At 45.3% G+C, this 15,664-nt stretch carries 15 protein-coding genes; 2 read left to right on the top strand and 13 right to left on the bottom strand.

Annotated elements, in window-relative coordinates:
* Positions 1-188: 188 nt before the first annotated feature.
* From G3R49_RS17265 to G3R49_RS17245, 5 genes are all read right to left on the bottom strand, one after another.
* The gene (locus tag G3R49_RS17265; protein ID WP_167870498.1) at positions 189-1,631 is read right to left on the bottom strand and encodes a pitrilysin family protein; all 1,443 of its coding nucleotides are present in this window, start codon (positions 1,629-1,631) and stop codon (positions 189-191) included.
* Positions 1,628-2,953: a pitrilysin family protein gene (locus G3R49_RS17260; protein ID WP_167870497.1), complete on the bottom strand. Its 1,326-nt coding sequence runs from the start codon at positions 2,951-2,953 to the stop codon at positions 1,628-1,630. The genes G3R49_RS17265 and G3R49_RS17260 overlap by 4 nt, the downstream gene beginning before the upstream one ends.
* Before the next feature lie 308 nt (positions 2,954-3,261).
* Positions 3,262-3,921, bottom strand: a complete 660-nt coding sequence (locus G3R49_RS17255) for a class I SAM-dependent methyltransferase (protein WP_167870496.1) — start codon at positions 3,919-3,921, stop codon at positions 3,262-3,264.
* A 74-nt stretch (positions 3,922-3,995) separates the two neighbouring features.
* Positions 3,996-4,400 carry a hypothetical protein gene (locus G3R49_RS17250; RefSeq protein ID WP_242620198.1) on the bottom strand — a complete coding sequence of 135 codons (405 nt, stop codon included), beginning with the start codon at positions 4,398-4,400 and terminating at the stop codon, positions 3,996-3,998.
* Between the two features lie 57 nt (positions 4,401-4,457).
* Positions 4,458-5,057 (bottom strand): tRNA-uridine aminocarboxypropyltransferase, encoded by a 600-nt coding sequence (locus G3R49_RS17245; protein ID WP_167870495.1) that lies wholly within the window; start codon positions 5,055-5,057, stop codon positions 4,458-4,460.
* Positions 5,058-5,134: 77 nt separating this feature from the next.
* Between G3R49_RS17245 and G3R49_RS17240 the strand changes: the two genes are divergently transcribed.
* Entirely contained in the window at positions 5,135-6,163 is a 1,029-nt protein-coding gene (locus tag G3R49_RS17240) for a hypothetical protein (RefSeq protein ID WP_167870494.1), read from the top strand.
* 40 nt (positions 6,164-6,203) lie between these two features.
* Here the strand turns inward: G3R49_RS17240 and G3R49_RS17235 are convergent, their stop codons facing one another.
* On the bottom strand, positions 6,204-7,403 hold the full coding sequence (locus G3R49_RS17235) for a multidrug effflux MFS transporter (protein WP_167870493.1): 1,200 nt from the start codon (positions 7,401-7,403) through the stop codon (positions 6,204-6,206).
* A gap of 113 nt (positions 7,404-7,516) precedes the next feature.
* Between G3R49_RS17235 and G3R49_RS17230 the strand changes: the two genes are divergently transcribed.
* On the top strand, positions 7,517-8,470 hold the full coding sequence (locus G3R49_RS17230) for a LysR substrate-binding domain-containing protein (protein ID WP_167870492.1): 954 nt from the start codon (positions 7,517-7,519) through the stop codon (positions 8,468-8,470).
* 80 nt (positions 8,471-8,550) lie between these two features.
* Here the strand turns inward: G3R49_RS17230 and G3R49_RS17225 are convergent, their stop codons facing one another.
* The 7 genes from G3R49_RS17225 to G3R49_RS17195 all read right to left on the bottom strand — a co-directional run bounded on the left by G3R49_RS17225 (position 8,551) and on the right by G3R49_RS17195 (position 15,642).
* Positions 8,551-8,775: a hypothetical protein gene (locus G3R49_RS17225; protein WP_130600244.1), complete on the bottom strand. Its 225-nt coding sequence runs from the start codon at positions 8,773-8,775 to the stop codon at positions 8,551-8,553.
* The gene (locus G3R49_RS17220) at positions 8,772-10,391 is read right to left on the bottom strand and encodes a PepSY domain-containing protein (protein WP_167870491.1); all 1,620 of its coding nucleotides are present in this window, start codon (positions 10,389-10,391) and stop codon (positions 8,772-8,774) included. The genes G3R49_RS17225 and G3R49_RS17220 overlap by 4 nt, the downstream gene beginning before the upstream one ends.
* Positions 10,388-10,678, bottom strand: a complete 291-nt coding sequence (locus tag G3R49_RS17215; protein WP_167870490.1) for a hypothetical protein — start codon at positions 10,676-10,678, stop codon at positions 10,388-10,390. The genes G3R49_RS17220 and G3R49_RS17215 overlap by 4 nt, the downstream gene beginning before the upstream one ends.
* A 177-nt stretch (positions 10,679-10,855) precedes the next feature.
* Positions 10,856-11,410 carry a PepSY domain-containing protein gene (locus G3R49_RS17210; RefSeq protein WP_167870489.1) on the bottom strand — a complete coding sequence of 185 codons (555 nt, stop codon included), beginning with the start codon at positions 11,408-11,410 and terminating at the stop codon, positions 10,856-10,858.
* Positions 11,411-11,469: 59 nt separating this feature from the next.
* On the bottom strand, positions 11,470-13,497 hold the full coding sequence (locus G3R49_RS17205; protein WP_167870488.1) for a TonB-dependent siderophore receptor: 2,028 nt from the start codon (positions 13,495-13,497) through the stop codon (positions 11,470-11,472).
* Positions 13,498-13,600: 103 nt separating this feature from the next.
* Positions 13,601-14,956 (bottom strand): sensor histidine kinase, encoded by a 1,356-nt coding sequence (locus G3R49_RS17200; protein WP_167870487.1) that lies wholly within the window; start codon positions 14,954-14,956, stop codon positions 13,601-13,603.
* Complete coding sequence (locus G3R49_RS17195) at positions 14,953-15,642, bottom strand: response regulator transcription factor (RefSeq protein WP_167870486.1); 690 nt, start codon at positions 15,640-15,642, stop codon at positions 14,953-14,955. The genes G3R49_RS17200 and G3R49_RS17195 overlap by 4 nt, the downstream gene beginning before the upstream one ends.
* Positions 15,643-15,664: the final 22 nt, after the last annotated feature.

The raw sequence follows: 15,664 nt of genomic DNA, 5'->3' as shown, positions 1-15,664 counted from the left end.
GAAGTGTTCACGGCATGCTTTAAATGTGATTGTAACGTCAGCTAATCAATAAAGTGACGTGTTCTGAAGAGCACTAGAAATTACAAACCACCTACTGAAGTTGATGGTTTTAGGGCTGAAAATAAAAAACCGCCTAGGGTTCCTAGACGGCTTTATACAGACGGCTTGGCTAAGCCAAACTTATTCGATCACTTAGCACCAAAGCCTGGATCGGTAATCGCCACTTCAGTGACTTCGCCGTACTCTTTAGCGATATCGCGAATCTTCTCGGCATTGCCAATCAGCACATATTGCAGCTTATCTTTTGGGAAATACTGCTTAACTAATCTTTGTGCTTCCTCAAGCGTTAAGCCATCAACACGCTTCTGGAAGTCGTTGATATATTCATCACCAAAGCCATACAGGTATTGATCTGACATCAAAGCAGCAAGCTGACCATTGGTTTCAAACTTAGGTGGGAACTGGCCTTTCACGTACGCTTTTGCAGAATCTAACGTAGCTTGATCAATCCCTTTCTCCCATAGGCGAGCGTAGGTTTTCAACGCTAAATCGATGGCTTCTTTAGTTGTGGCAGACTTAGTAAAGGTGCTAATTCTAAATACACCTGCATCTTTATAAGTAACAAATGCTGAGCGTGCACCATAAGTTAGACCAGCATTAACCCTTAGCTCATCGTTAAGCCATGAGGTAAAACGGCCACCCAAAATGGTGTTTACTACGGTTAATCCAACCAAATCGGCATTGTCTTTACGCACGCCCATACCACCGATTAAGAAGGTGGTTTCAATTGCATCTGGTTTATCAACCAGCATCACTCGGCTCTTATTCAGCTCAGGTAAATGTTTAGCCAGCTCAGGCTCAGCAATTGCAGCGCCATTTTGCCAATCTTCAAAGCTCGCTTTTAACTGCTGTTTCATACTCGCTAAATCAAAGTCACCCACGACACTAATTTCAGTGTTACTTGGTTGATAATAGCTTTGGTGAAACTTGCGTAGCTGCTCAACGGTTAAACCCTCGATGCTTCCAGCGTACCCCGATGGAGCATTCGCGTATGGGTGGTTACCAAAAACCAGCTGGTTGTAGTAGCGACCAATTACTCTGCGCGGACTCTCTTTCTCTTGCGCTAGCCCAACCACGGTGCGCTGTTTTAGCTTGGCAAATTCAGCATCATCAAAGTCGGGATTACGCAGTACATCGTTAAAGATTGGCAGCACCTTATTTAGGTCTTTTGCCATAAAGTTGCTGCTAACATAGCTGCCATCCATCGCGCCTGATGTCGCGATTTTTGCGCCAATAAAATCAAGCTCTTGCTCAATTTGCGACTTAGACTTACCACCAGCACCTAGCATTAGAGCATTGGCGGTGAGATTCGCAATACCTGGCACAGCGTCGTTTACTGCACCCACTTTAACCACGGCGTTAAAGGTAATTAGCGGCACCTCTTTTTTAACCATTAGCTTAAGGGTTAAGCCGTTTTCTAAGGTCACGGTTTCATAGGCTGGCATTGCAAATGAATTGCTCACCACAGCCGCAGAGGCACTGCTGGTATCGGTTGTGCTATTACAACCACTTACACCTAGCGCGCAGGCTAAAACTAAGCTTGATAGAGTTAATGTTTGCTTGATCTTCATTGGTCAGCCTCCTCTGTTGCGGCTAACACACCGACCGAGCGATTCGCTCTAACTAAATAGGTTTGCGCTACGCGCTGAATGTCTTCCACGGTTACCTTACTGTATGACTCTGGCGCATTGAATAGCTGCTCAAAGCTGCCGAAGAATAACTCGTACGTACCTAAGGTATTGGCTTTACCGTTAATGGTTTCCATGGTGCGGTAGAAGTTGATTAACTTAGCGTTTTTCACCTTCTCTAGCTCTTGCTCAGTGACACCTTCACGGGCAACCTTGTTGATTTGCGCAATCGTTTCCAGTTCGAGCTCTTTTGCCGTGACGCCCTGGTTAGCAACAGTCATGATATAAAACAGGTTTGGGTCGAACGACATTGGCATGTAAGTATCAGCAGCAACAGCAATTTGCTTGTCTACCAATGCTTGGTATAAACGCGAGCTATTGCCCTGACTAAGAATTGCCGTTAATAAATCAAGCGCGTAGTAGTCAGCGTGGCTGGTTGCAGGCACGTGGTAAGCCAGCATCACATTTGGTGTACTGACTGACTCTTTACGCAAGAATACTCGACGCTCACCTTTTTGCAGCGGCTCAACGGTGCGCACCTCTTGCGGTGGCTCTTGTGCAGGAATTGGCGCAAAGTACTGGTTAGCTAGACGCTTAACTTCAGCAAGCTTTACATCACCAGCGATCACCACCACAGCATTGTTCGGTGCGTAGTAAGTTTTGTGATACTGCTTAAGATCTTCAAGGCTCCAGGCAGCGATGTCAGACTCATGACCAATCACCGACCAGCGGTATGGATGCGCCTGAAAAGCAACGCCTTTCACAGCTTCATTGATTGCGCGCCAGTTTGAGTTTTCTAAACCTGTTAAACGCTCAGACTGAACTACACCACGCTCTGACTCAACCATGTTTGGGTCAATATCAAGGTGTTGAATGCGGTCCGCTTCAAGATCAAAAATAGTTTCTAGAGCGTTAGCTGGGAACCAGTCGGTATAAACGGTGAGGTTTTCTGTGGTGTACGCATTGTTAGCACCACCAGCGGCTTCCATAGTACGGTCAAACATCTTAGGGCCGTACTTTTTCGAGCCATTGAACATCATGTGTTCAAAGAAGTGTGAAATACCGGTAATGCCAGGTACTTCATTGCGCGAGCCGACTTTCCAAAATAAGTACATATTAGCATTAGGGATTGAGCTATCCTCTAACACCATGATTTTCATCCCATTCTCTAGGGTGAAACTGTCAACATCGGCAGCAGTTGTCGCCTGCGCACTTGCTGTAAATAGCCCAAGTGACAGGGTTAACGCCGTAAGCATGCGTTTCATTGATTTCTCCTTTCCAGCTCCATGATTGGAGCTATTCCATCGGTATGTGATGCTGTTCTAACACGGTAGTGAGCTATCATCGAGCCTAGAGACTGCTAAAACTCACAAAAGGCAATCACCTGCAGCATAAATTACTCTTTTAGGCTCAGTTTGTTAACCTCAATCAGGCGAGAGGTGGCAATGATTTGTATCTGAATATGTAAACAAATTTGCAGGCTTAGCGGGACAATAGTCCTAGGCTCTTAGTGTTAACCCAAGTAAGGAACGGGCGGCTTTCAAGATCTAGTCAAGAATTAATCAGGATTTAATCAAGGCTTAGTGAAGAACACTACGTCTTTGCCGATCACTTCCAGTTGCCAGCCAAGCTCACGGGCTAGCCACGCAAAGGTGGCTTCAGAGTAGAAATTGATATGCGTTGGGTCATTCTTATAGTGCCAGTTAACAAATTCAGCTTGCCCTAACACGCGCTTAGTCATAATGGCTAAGGTGCCACCAGCTTTGAGCATTGCGCTTAGTTGCGTAATCAGCGCCTTGGCTTCATACACATGCTCTATCACCTCGGTCATACTGATAAAGTCATATTGTAGCGCGAGCAGGCTTGGGTCATTGTGGTAATAAAGGTCGTAGTTCATCACCTTCACACCTTGCTTCGCCGCCATTTGACTTAATACCGCGCCCTCGCCACAACCAAAGTCTAGACCGATAATATCGCTAACATTCGCATCGCTTGCGTTAGCCAAGACTTTATCGAGTAGCGGCGTTAAGGTGCGAGATAAAAAACGCTGGTAACCCTCGTCAGCAACATCATTGTCATGTAAGTCATAAAAGGCTTTTTCATCCGCTTCGCACAGGTGATATTCAGCGGGTACAGTCACCAACTTACATTGCTGACACTGCAGATAATGACGTTTTTTATCTTGATGGAATGCTTGCAAATCAGCGCTAAGACAAAGAGGACATTGAGACATAAAGCGGTATTACTTATTTATTGAGTTTAAGGCGATATAGCTAACAACACTAGGAGCTGCAGCACCAAAGCTAACTAATCTTTGGTTTCTGGCGACATTTTCTTGATAATTTTACGTTCTTTCTTGGCAGCTTGCTGCGCTTCCTGTAGGTACTTTTGCTCACGGGATTTACGTTCATTGAACTGCGCCTGAGCCTTATCACGCTGCTCTTGTTCCCACTCACCATTTTGTTGATGTGACAACACATCAAGCTCGCGTTTAGCCGTTTCAGCCGCCGCTTTACGCGCCTTTTCAAGCTGCTCATTTTCCGTCTTATGGTAAGTTTTTTGATCTTCGCTGAGTTTGTCAGATAAGGTCATTTTCAGCTTAGGCTTGTCGCTAGCACTAGCTGCAGTGCTTATGAGCAACGAGCTTATGAAAATCGGACTAATGAACAGCAAGCCAGTTAATAAAACTGAGCCAGTATTTTTGATTGTCATATCTGTCCTACTCCTTGTTAACTTACAGCCTTATTGCCAACGGCTCGCAATTATAAACTACTTAGTCTGATAACGCTGTTGCACGTCCTTTGGCATAGCTTGCAGCCTATGTTGCACCATTGCCTCTAAGGCTGCAAATAATGGCTGAGTATCCAGCTGTCTATCTAACTCGTTTAGCACCATCGCTGTGGCTTCCAAGGTTGATAAACTATCTTCGCGCTTAGCTTTACGAATGGTGTACTTTGATGCGTTAGCAACATCTAAATGCAGCGCAGGTAGCTCAAGTAACCAAGGGTTAAGCTGCAACATACGATAAGCTTTTTTCCAGGTGCCATCGAGCAACAATAATATGCAATCTTTAGGTGCATTCGCCTCTGCAGCGCTTTGGCTATTATCGTTGGGGTACAGCAAGTAAATCGGCTTGCTTTGCTCGCTCAAATACGCCCTAAGCTCTACAAAGTCTTGCTGATTCTCGCCCACTTCTACTCGCAGCTTTGGCATCACCAACTGCATCAAGCGCACACTGTTCTTCGCATGCTTGGTTTCAGATGGATGCTGCATCACAATCACTTCAGTTTTCACCGTCATCTTGGTAATAGCAGCACAAATACAAGCTGATTGTGGATAATGGCAGTTAGGACAGTATTGTCTTGTCACTTTATGTTGAACCAATATTAATAAATACGTAAGCTATTAAATAGAAAGAGAATTCGTAAACCACTCAAGGATGAAAAATGACAAAACCCACTTTGTCGTTAGCTATTTTGCTAGCAATTTCTAGTCACACAGCTCAAGCAGAAAACCAACCTGACAATTATTCAAACTCGTACCAACACGAAGCTGAGGTTAGCTTTCTAGAGTCTGATTTTACATCGGATGGCATTATCAATGCGAGTTATGAGTTTCACTTCAAACCGCTAGAAGCCAACAACAAGCCACTGGTTCTAGGTTCGTTTTTCAACCAGTCCTCATCATTGAGTTTTGGATACTCAAATACTGATATTATCACTTCCTACCAAGCATCTGGTGAGTATGTGTTTGACTCAAAATGGTTTGTTGGCGGCTCATACCAAAGGATTAACCAAGAAAATAACTGGGTAAGCCCAGATAGCGAGGATGCGTGGTCTTTGTCAGCGGGGAAATACCTCAATGACAACACCCTCATTGCAATAAATTTTACCCAAAACTCGAATGACGAGCATGAAATTGGCAACAACCATGAAAGTAAATTTGACTACACTAATCGCCTTTACTCAGCTCATTACCTACAGTTCTTTCCATTGGAGTCAACAGCTGGCATTTTCTTAAACGCCACCTACGGCTACTCAACATACAAGTCAGATTCATACAATGACTACCCGTTTTACTATGATGAACAACAAAGATACAAGTCATACAGCACAAACGACAGCAAGACCCATTTGTTCATAGCAAAAGCAGATTGGTTCATTACCAATGCTTGGTCAGTTGGTATTGCAGCTAACTACATCAATAATGAGTATACGTATGTCTCTAATCGCAACATTGTCATGGAAGACAACACGCTAGGCCCAATGGTTGAGTCACGCAGCAAATTTGATGCGACAACATTTGAGTATGGCATCGGCACCCAATATTTTTGGCAATTTAGCCGCTACTTCTCACTCAAAGCGAAAATAGAACAATTATGGCAAGAGAGGGATGTCGACCGCCCACAAGGATACAGCTATAGTGAAAGTGATGATGAACTCTCAATAGGACTTGCGGTTAACGCCCGATTCTAGATGGGAAAAGCCGATGCAGGTATGCATCGGCTTTTTTGTTTTACGGATGCTGTTCTTGATGCAGGTAACTCAATTTAGGCGTCGCCATCATAAGCAAATACAGTAGTGAGCTGCCGCCCATGATCACCACTACAGCCCAAGGTGCAGTCAAACTCGTTTGTTGAATTAATCCGGTTAATACCGATGCGCCTGCCATTTGAATAAAGCCAAGCATGGCTGCAGCAGTACCTGCACGCTCACCAAACCCAGCTAGCGCCATTGTGGTTGCAGGGCCAAGCACTGCAGCAAAACCAATACACAAGAGTACCATAGGCATCATAAAACTGAGTGCCGCCGCCATGCCTGTTTGCGGTCCCCATAGTTGCAGGGCAATTTCAATCACAGCTGCGCTCAGCATTAGCGCAAACGCGACAATCACACCAGGTCGATTACCAATACGCTTGATAAGCACTGGCGCAGCAAAACAAGCAACAATATTGATTGCAGCATTAACGCCAAATAAGCCACTAAACGTCAGCTCAGATACACCTAGATGACCAATCAACCAAATCGATGAGTAAGACACGTAACATAGGATTGATGCCATCGACACCATGCAGGCACCGGCATAAAACAAGAAGTGCGAATCGCTAAGTACAGGTTTATAACGCGCCCAACGAAATAGCTTGCCACTGCTGTCAGTGTTTTGCGGGCGAGTTTCAGGAAATGCAAACGCAACCACTAGCAGCACAATCACGGCGTAGGCAGCCATAAAAATAAAGGTCGATCGCCAGCCAAATTGCATGGCAAGTAAGCCACCCAAAGTCGGCGCTAGCGCTGGCACTACACAAATAGCGCCGTTCAAATAGCTATACATGGACACGCTTTGCTGCTTGTCATAACAATCGCGCACGGCACTGAACACTACAATCGAGGTTGAACAGGCACCCACACCCTGCAAAATACGCGCTAGCTGCAGCAGCTCAAACTGCTCGGTCATCGCGCCAAACAAGCTGCTAAAGCCATAAAGCAAGATACCAAATAGCGCGATTGGTCTACGACCGAATCTATCCGCTAACGGTCCAATTAATATCTGCCCCACACCCATAGCCAGCATAAATAGCACCAGGGTTGATTGCACGTCGTGGTGCTCAACACCATAGTCCGTTGCCATTGTTGGCATAGACGGCAAATAGATATCAATGGCTAATGGGCTTAATAGCACCATCATCATTAGGGTTGGGAACAGATTTCGCTTCATATTCGGCTCAAATGAAAAGGTTTAAACAAAAATAACGCTATTATTTTAGTTGAGCATTGATATGAACAGAAATGGTATATAATCCTAAGTAAATTTCCATATAGGAATATCTGGTGCATATCGATAAGCTTGCTCGTATTGATCTCAATTTATTGGTTATCTTACAAGTACTACTTGAAGAACAAAGTGTGACCCGCGCCGCAAGTCGCTTAAATGTTAGTCAGTCGGCTGTGAGTAAAAGCTTAAACCGTTTACGTGATACATTAGACGACCCGTTATTTCAGCGCACCGCTCACGGCCTGAAGCCTACAGCACATGCGGAGATACTAAGTCAGCAGCTACCCAATTTATTGCAAAGTTTGTATCAGCTCACTCAACCTCCAGCATTCTTGCCATCTGACAGCCAAAGGCGTTTCTCGTTTGCCATGGTTGAGAGTGCTTATGAAACCTTGTTCCCTTTGTTCATTGGCCCATTACTCAAGCAAGCACCACAGCTTAAACTAGACTCATACGTGTGGAATCAAAACTCATTGCAGGATTTGCAACTTGGGCAAATTGACTTTGGTATAACTGGGCGCGATATTCACCCGCAAGCAGATAAGCAGTTCGACCAACTCCCAGAAGGCATAGAGCAGCAAAGTCTGTTTCAAGACCGCCAAGTGTGCTTAGTACGAGATGACCACCCAATACTTGATAAGGTGCAAAATCAACAATGGCAAATTGCCGATTACCTTGATTTATATCATGTACAAGTGCGCTGTGAGGGCAAAGACTGGTGGGCGATGGACTACTATCTTGCCGAGCAAAACCTAACTCGCAAGATCTCCGTCACCTTACCTGACTTTTATGGCGCGGCCAGCTTGTGTGCCCATACAGATTTGATTTTCACCCTACCATCTAGCTTTGCCAAACATGCAATGAAGTTATATCCGCTGAGCTTGATCGAGCTACCGTTTGAGTTTATTCCGATGGAATATGTATTACTGTGGCACGAGCGCAACAACGCCGAACCTGGGCACAAATGGATCCGCGATATTATCTCCAATCGAATTGATGAAAACCTATAGATTGATCCCTGCCCAATAAAAAATGCCCTGTAATTACTTATTACAGGGCATTAATAAATTTAAAACGGCTCGGCTAGCTACTAGCGCGTATTACCCTTAGTAAACATGGCAATGACAATGCCCGCTAAAAATAGACTCGCAATAAAGGTGACAATGGCGGGCGCCATACCAAGCGCTTGCACATTAATGGCCAAAGCAGCCACCACTAAGCCACCCGCAATGCCCCAGTTTAACGCTGCAGGCAATGTGGACTTTCTCAGTACCCAAAAACTTGCCAGAATGAGCATAAAACCCAAGTACATCATGCGCTTTTCTCCTCTAACACTTCTGTATTCATCGCCATCGACTGGGTTTTCACCTTGCCTGCAACATAAAAGCTAAGTAAGCCTAAAATTAAAAAGCTCACATCAATTGCCGCAACCAAGCTGTATTTGGCGCTAAATAGATATCCTAAGTAGCCATCCACTGTAAATAGCTTTAACGGCATAATGACAGTTAGCAGCAGTGCGACTAACAAAGTATTGGCTTTGAGCAAACGACGATACTCGATAGGTAGAATACACAGCACTAACCACGCGACCCAACTACCAAAGAAGATAGGCGCAAACCAACTGTTTTGCGCAACACCAACAACTGTCGCATTTAATATTACCTGTGCTGGGAACATTGCAGCACAAGCCAGCACAATACCGCCGCATGAGCCGATAACAAAGCGGTTCCAACGCTGATAAGCAATTGGCGATAAGTCACTGTTATTGCCGCGGCTTCGCTTGGCTAGCCACATCATTACACCAGACAAGGGTATTAACGCGGTTGATAAACCCAAAAAGCCCCAAAGGAACTTCACGAATACGCCTGAGAAGTTACCGAAGTGCAACGGGAACAGCCACTCAATCACTGTAATAGCCCAGCCGTTAATATCGCCTAGGCTAGACATAGACTTAGCAAACTCGCCATTGCCCTTGTATTCAAGCAGTTCAGATGAAAAGTTCTCCCCACCCATCATGCGGGCATAGACCACCGAGTTTTTGTCATTAAGCGCCATCACAGTTAAGTCCATCAACACTGCTTTTTGGTCAATTTGTTCAATGCTCGACATAATCGAGGCGATTTCTGTCGGTTGATACTCTTTACTAATAATGGGCTCAGGCATGGCGGTAAAGGTTTCGACTAACTTGTCTTGGTCGCCATTAAAGCTCACGTAGGCTGCAGCGGGCAGTAAAATAACCGTCGCTAAGCCTAGGAAAGCACCTGTAAAACCAATAACTAAGTGAAATACACTACCCCACAGACCAAACAACTTATGCGCGTCGCTGGTTAGCACGCTAAAGCTCTTTTCACGTCTAAAGGTGAACAGCTGCTTGAACATTTCCCTATGGATATAGAGACCTGTGATCACCGATACCATCAGAGTTAATCCCATGAAGCCTGTTAAAATGAGGCCAATTGGTCGGCCTAAATGTAAATCGGCATGGAAGTGACCAATAAAAGAGCCTGAATTATATTTACGCCCCATGTAGTAATCGCCAGTGGCACCATAAAACTCACGTTTAAGCTCTAACGTATTACTGTCTATTTCATAAGCATATACCGCCGCATGCTCGTGATTTTCATCACCATGGTGCGACTCAAATAGCAAGGTCAAATCTGTGTAGTTGTAGCCTGTTGGCATATAAATATGGATATTTTCGGTAAACTCGGCTGGCACCTTCTCGCTATAGTGATTCACCAGCTTTTGCACCTGTTCACCTGACACGGCTTGAGGCACATCATCGGTTACCGTATTTGACCAAATCACCAACTCAGGACGAGCAAATACCGCTACGGCACCAGTAAAAGCAACGATAAACAGTAATACACCGGTTACCACTCCCACCCAGCTATGTAGCTGAAATAGCTTCTTAATCGTTAAGCTCTTCATACACTCGCTCCTTGAGTCAACGCATAGTAACTCAAACCTGCATGACTAAAGGTCAGCGCCAGCATCACAACTAAAGGATGCCAGGCTTTTTCAGCCATGTAGGTGTAGATAAATAACCCGCTCCAGATAAATGGGAACAGTAAAATAGGAATAAGGATTTGCTCTTCAAACGAAAATGGCAGATACACTGTCATGCCTGGGATCATCACTGTCGCTGTGATTAGCGCCAATATGATCGCCATTAAATTACGCCGCTTTACAGCGCTAAAGGTGGATTTCTTGCTCATGCTGTTGCCCCGCCCAGAATATTAGCAAAATATTAACACGACCAATGATAATGCGAATAGATGTTATTTTTATTTATGTGGAATTGTTACAATTAAATTGGAATATGGGTGCAAGCCATACCCATCAATTGCATCGTTCAAACTACTCACACTCAAACACAGCAAACAAAGCGGCGATTACAAAAAGAAGCCCATCAGCAGCAATGCCGCTCCCGCCGCAATACTAATTAGCGAAGGCACTTTAAGCTGAGGTAATTGCAAAGTGATCACTACGCCGCTCACTATGCTAAACGCGAGGCTTAAGCCAAACAGCACCGAGAAAATTTTGAAGTAAGTACCTGCAAACCCCTTATGCACAATCAACAATGACTCAAGCAAGTCATGCTCTTTAATATGCAAGTCAGCGACTTTGTCATCATCAGTCGCCGACAGCGCTACTTCGCGCTCGTAGTTGTACCAATAGTGCACACCTTCATACCAATAGTATTCGCTAGGTCGCTCAACATATTTGTCCCCCACTAAGTAGGCTGTCACTATCGCTTCAGCTTGCTTTTCATCTTTAGTCCAGCCTTGTGGCATCTCAATAAAATACTCAGATTCCGATGTGACACTCCCTTTAATATCAAAGAAGTACAACATTCCCGTTGTGATATAAACTAGGGTGATAGGTAAGAAAAAACATGCAAAGTAAGCATGTAGTTTCATCCATAACATTCTTGTTTTTGCTTTCATGGCGTTCCCAAACAACAAAAAGCGGCCACAACAACTGTGACCGCTTACTAACTCAGCACTTAAAACTGATAACTGATTGACGCGCGAATATCACGACCCGCTTCTTTTAGACCGGCAACAATCCCCCAATCAGGAATACTGCTGTAATCACCGACACTTGAGTGATCACGGTAGTCTTCATCAAACAGGTTTTGTACCGCCAGATTAACCTTGAGACTGTCGTTGCTAAGTGGCGTCCACTGAGCGTAGACGTCATGCACCTGGTACCCGTCTTTATCTATGGTATAGGTACGATCAATCCAACCGATGTCGACCGCGCGGTGCAGCACTTCGATGTTATTTAGGTCATGTACATAGGTGAAGTTCCAACCGAACTCAATGTCATCGGTCAGCGTGTACTTAAAGTTCAAGCCCCAGGTGTCACCACGGGCATTGGCTAAACCAATGTGCTCATAACCTTCAACAGTGTGGCCGTTAATTTCTGCATCATTGTTACTGTAGTTCGCCATTACCCGTAAATCTTCATACCAATATACGGCGCGCACTTCAAAACCTTTGGTTTCTAAGGTGCCAACATTCTCGTAGTAAGTGCCCTGACCAATTTGATCCTGGATAACGTTATCAATGTCGCTCTTATAACCCGTAGCAGTGACCTGCCAGCTATCATCTTCATAGGTAATCGCGACCTCAGTGTTATCCACTTCTTCCGCTTTTAGGTTGGGGTCAAGCGAGCTGTAACCTGCCTCAACAGTGAACGCATCGCCCACCTCCTTACCGCGCATTGCTTGTGCGTAGCCAGCGTTAAAACGCCAGTTATCACTAATTTGATACTGCACACCAATGTTAGGGCTAAAGCCATCGCTGTCGGTTTTAGCATCGTAAGTAATTTGCTCAAGGTCATATTTGTCGTAACGCAAACCAAAACTTAACAGTAAGTCTCGATTGATTTGCCAGTGGTCTTGCGCATAAAACGCCATGACAGAGCCTTCTTCTTTAGCGCCGTCGCCACCGCCATCAACCAGAGGTTTTGAGTGAACTTCATCCTTACGGTACTCAACGCCGTAAGTAATAGTGTGATTGCTTACGTAACTTTGGTTGCGAAGGTCAAAGCCGTAGGTAGTGACTTTACCTTGATACTTACCCCAACGGTCATAGACGTCTTGTACCACCTTAGCCTCGGTGTGATACGCACTTAAATCCAGATTGACAGCATCGTTAAGCTCAAACAGGTAGTTAGCCACAAAAGTGTCACGGGTAAGCTCAATCGGGTACAAGGTTGCCCCTTCCAACGCTGGCCAGTTAGGGCGCTGTGAAAACTCACCTTCCTCTTTGCGAGATTCGTAGCTAAAAGTAATCGATTGTGAATCAGTAATATCACCACCAAGTTTGAAATAACCCAGTTTTTGTTCACCGCCAGTGCCGTTAATTTCAACCCCGCTGCCATCTTTCATGTTGTTGCGGTCTGAGTAAACGTAAGAGCCAAGCACGCCCCAATCGTCACCTAAGCGGCCATAAAGGGTTGCACTGCCTTTGTAGCCGTCATTGCTAAAGTAGTTACCTTTTAGTTGACCACCAAAGCTCTCACTTGAGTCCAGTAAGTCATCAACACCTTTGGTTTTAAAGCGGATTGCACCGCCTACCGCGCCAGCACCTGCAGTCGCTTCACCTGCACCAGCTTGCACTTCAACTTCACGCAGTAGTTCAGGATCAATCGAGACACGGCCCATGTGGTGGAATAAGGTACTGGTTTGCGGTGCGCCATCTACAGTGACATTTAATAGGGTATCTTCAAGGCCACGAATGTAGACCTTTTGCGCAATACCTAGCGAGCCACCCACAGACACTGATGGCACTAGGCGGAAAACATCGGCTAAGTCATTGGCTTGATACTTTTCAAGCTCTTGCGGAGTAATAACGGTATTTGTGGTTTTACCAACAATCGCAATAACCTCAACATCATCGAGATTATCTTCCTTGTCAGCAACCTCTTGAGCAACTGCGCTTTGCGCGCTAAGAGCGCACAGCACTGCCGCTGCCAGTGGTGCTAGGCGTTTGGTAGGAGAAGCTAAATATTCCGATCTGTTCATGCGTTACCTATATTCCTTTAAATAATCCTCAAATGAGAATTATTGTTATTTAAAAGCTAGGTAACAGCGGTTTTACAAATTTTACACTTAGTTTAGCCAATACTTATAAACCTTTTGCAATCGGGAAGGTCATGCGCATTTGTAAACCACCATAGGAATGATTGGTTGCTACAACGCTTGCGCCTATGGCTGTGAGCTGTCTTTGGGCTAGCGACAGCCCTAACCCAAAGCTATTGCCCGCACGCTCGCGAGACTTATCAACCCGAAAGAAGGGTTTAAATATTGCCGACAATAACTCTTCTGGTACACCAGGGCCTTGGTCAAGAATATCTAACACTGCTTGTTGCTTGTCGCAGACAAGCTTTATCTGCACCACACCACCGACAGGCGTATAGCGCAGCGCATTACGCAAAATGTTCTCGATAGCTTGCCCCGCAGCGCGGTGACTGGTGTTGTGTAACACAACTGAGTCTGGCAGGTCAGCAGTGATCTCACGGTCAGGGTACTCATAGCGTGCATCGGTAGTGATGACATCAATCAGATCAACCAGCTCCATTGATTCTTGTTGCAGCTCTGGGCGCTCATTCTCAAGCCAGGCTAATGCCAAACTATCTTCAACTAACTTGCGAATGTGTTGTGACTCTCGCTCTATTCGCTGGCTATTTTCAGAAACAAATTCTTGTTTAAGCTGTTCTAGCGCAATATCTAAACGCGTTAGCGGCGTACGTAGTTCATGGGACATATCTGCAATCAGTTGGCGCTGACTAATAATTTGTTCGCTAATTCTCGCAGCCATTTGGTCAAAGCCAGTCGCAAGATCGCCAAACTCATCACGACGTTGCCCCATTAGTTGGCGGGCACTGACATCCAGTTGTCCACGGCTAAAGTTTCGCGTTGCCTTCTGTAATTGCGCCAGCGGTTTCATAATGTAGCGATACAAGAATATAGTGAGTAGGATCAGCAATATCGTCGGTACAATCACTTGCAGGGTTAACTCAACATAGCGCCAATAACCGCCAGGGCGCATACGCTCAGGTAACTGGATTAAAAAGCTGGCCTGTTTGTCTTTAAACGGCACTTCCATGGTTGGGTTTTCGGCAAAATAGAGATGGATTTTCCAATCCACGCTGCGCCCCATGTTGTAACCATCGTAATAAGTGGCTCTCGTGGCATCACCGGCAATATGCTCTACCTCAAAGTCCACCACACTTACATAGGTGTTCTCTTGCTGCTTTATCTTGGCAAGCCACTGTTCAAGCTGCTCAATATCGCCCGCAAGATATAATTGCTCGGCATGTTGCCCCCATTGTGTAATGGTATCGCGGTCAGCCTGAGCCAATAGGCTCATACCCTCTTCCGTTTCTGAGGTGATTTGATCTATGAGATAAAACAAGGCCACCACACCGGTGGCAATCACCAAGCATAGCTTCCAAAACAGCTGCCGACTTAAATGGCTCATATAAAACAGTATCCTTTACCATGACTGGTTTGCAGGCGATCGCCAGGGCCGTCAACCTCGTTAAGTTTGCGCCGTACTCGGCTCAAATGCATATCAATACTGCGGTCATAGGCGCTAATACTGCGGTTAAGCACTCGTTGGTACAAATAAGCTTTACTGAGCACTTCACCTTGATTAGCCAGCAGCTCCCACAGTAATTTAAATTGGGTTGGGGTAAATTCCAGCGCTTGTCCAGCAACTGTCACCTGATGAGCCTTGCTATTTAGTTTGAGCTCACCGAAGCAAAGCTCGTCACGATTAGACTCTTGGTTGGTTTGACTGCGCCTTAAAATGGCTTCAATACGCAACAATAGTTCGGTGGTATTAAATGGCTTGGCAACGTAATCATCTGCGCCCTGGCAAAAGCCAGCAATGCGTTCTTGCTCGGCATCTTTAGCGGTAACCATCACCACAGGGGTTTGGCAGGATTTTCTCAGCACTTTGAGCATGCTTAGTCCATCCATGACTGGCAGCATCACATCGAGCAAAATTAGCTGAAACTCTTTGCTAACGGCCTTAAGAAGTCCCGCTTCGCCGTCATAACTTTGCTCGACTTGATAACCTTGATTGGTTAACAGTTGTGATAGTTGCTCGTTTAATTCTTGATCGTCTTCAACAATAAGTACTCTTGTATTAGTGGCCAACATAGCTGTGACTCTCTTGTTATGG

The sequence above is a fragment of the Shewanella sp. WXL01 genome, assembly GCF_012263345.1.
Taxonomy (GTDB): Bacteria; Pseudomonadota; Gammaproteobacteria; order Enterobacterales; family Shewanellaceae; genus Shewanella; species Shewanella maritima.
Note: the sequence above shows the minus strand (reverse complement) of the source record. Positions and strands in the feature narration are given on the sequence as shown.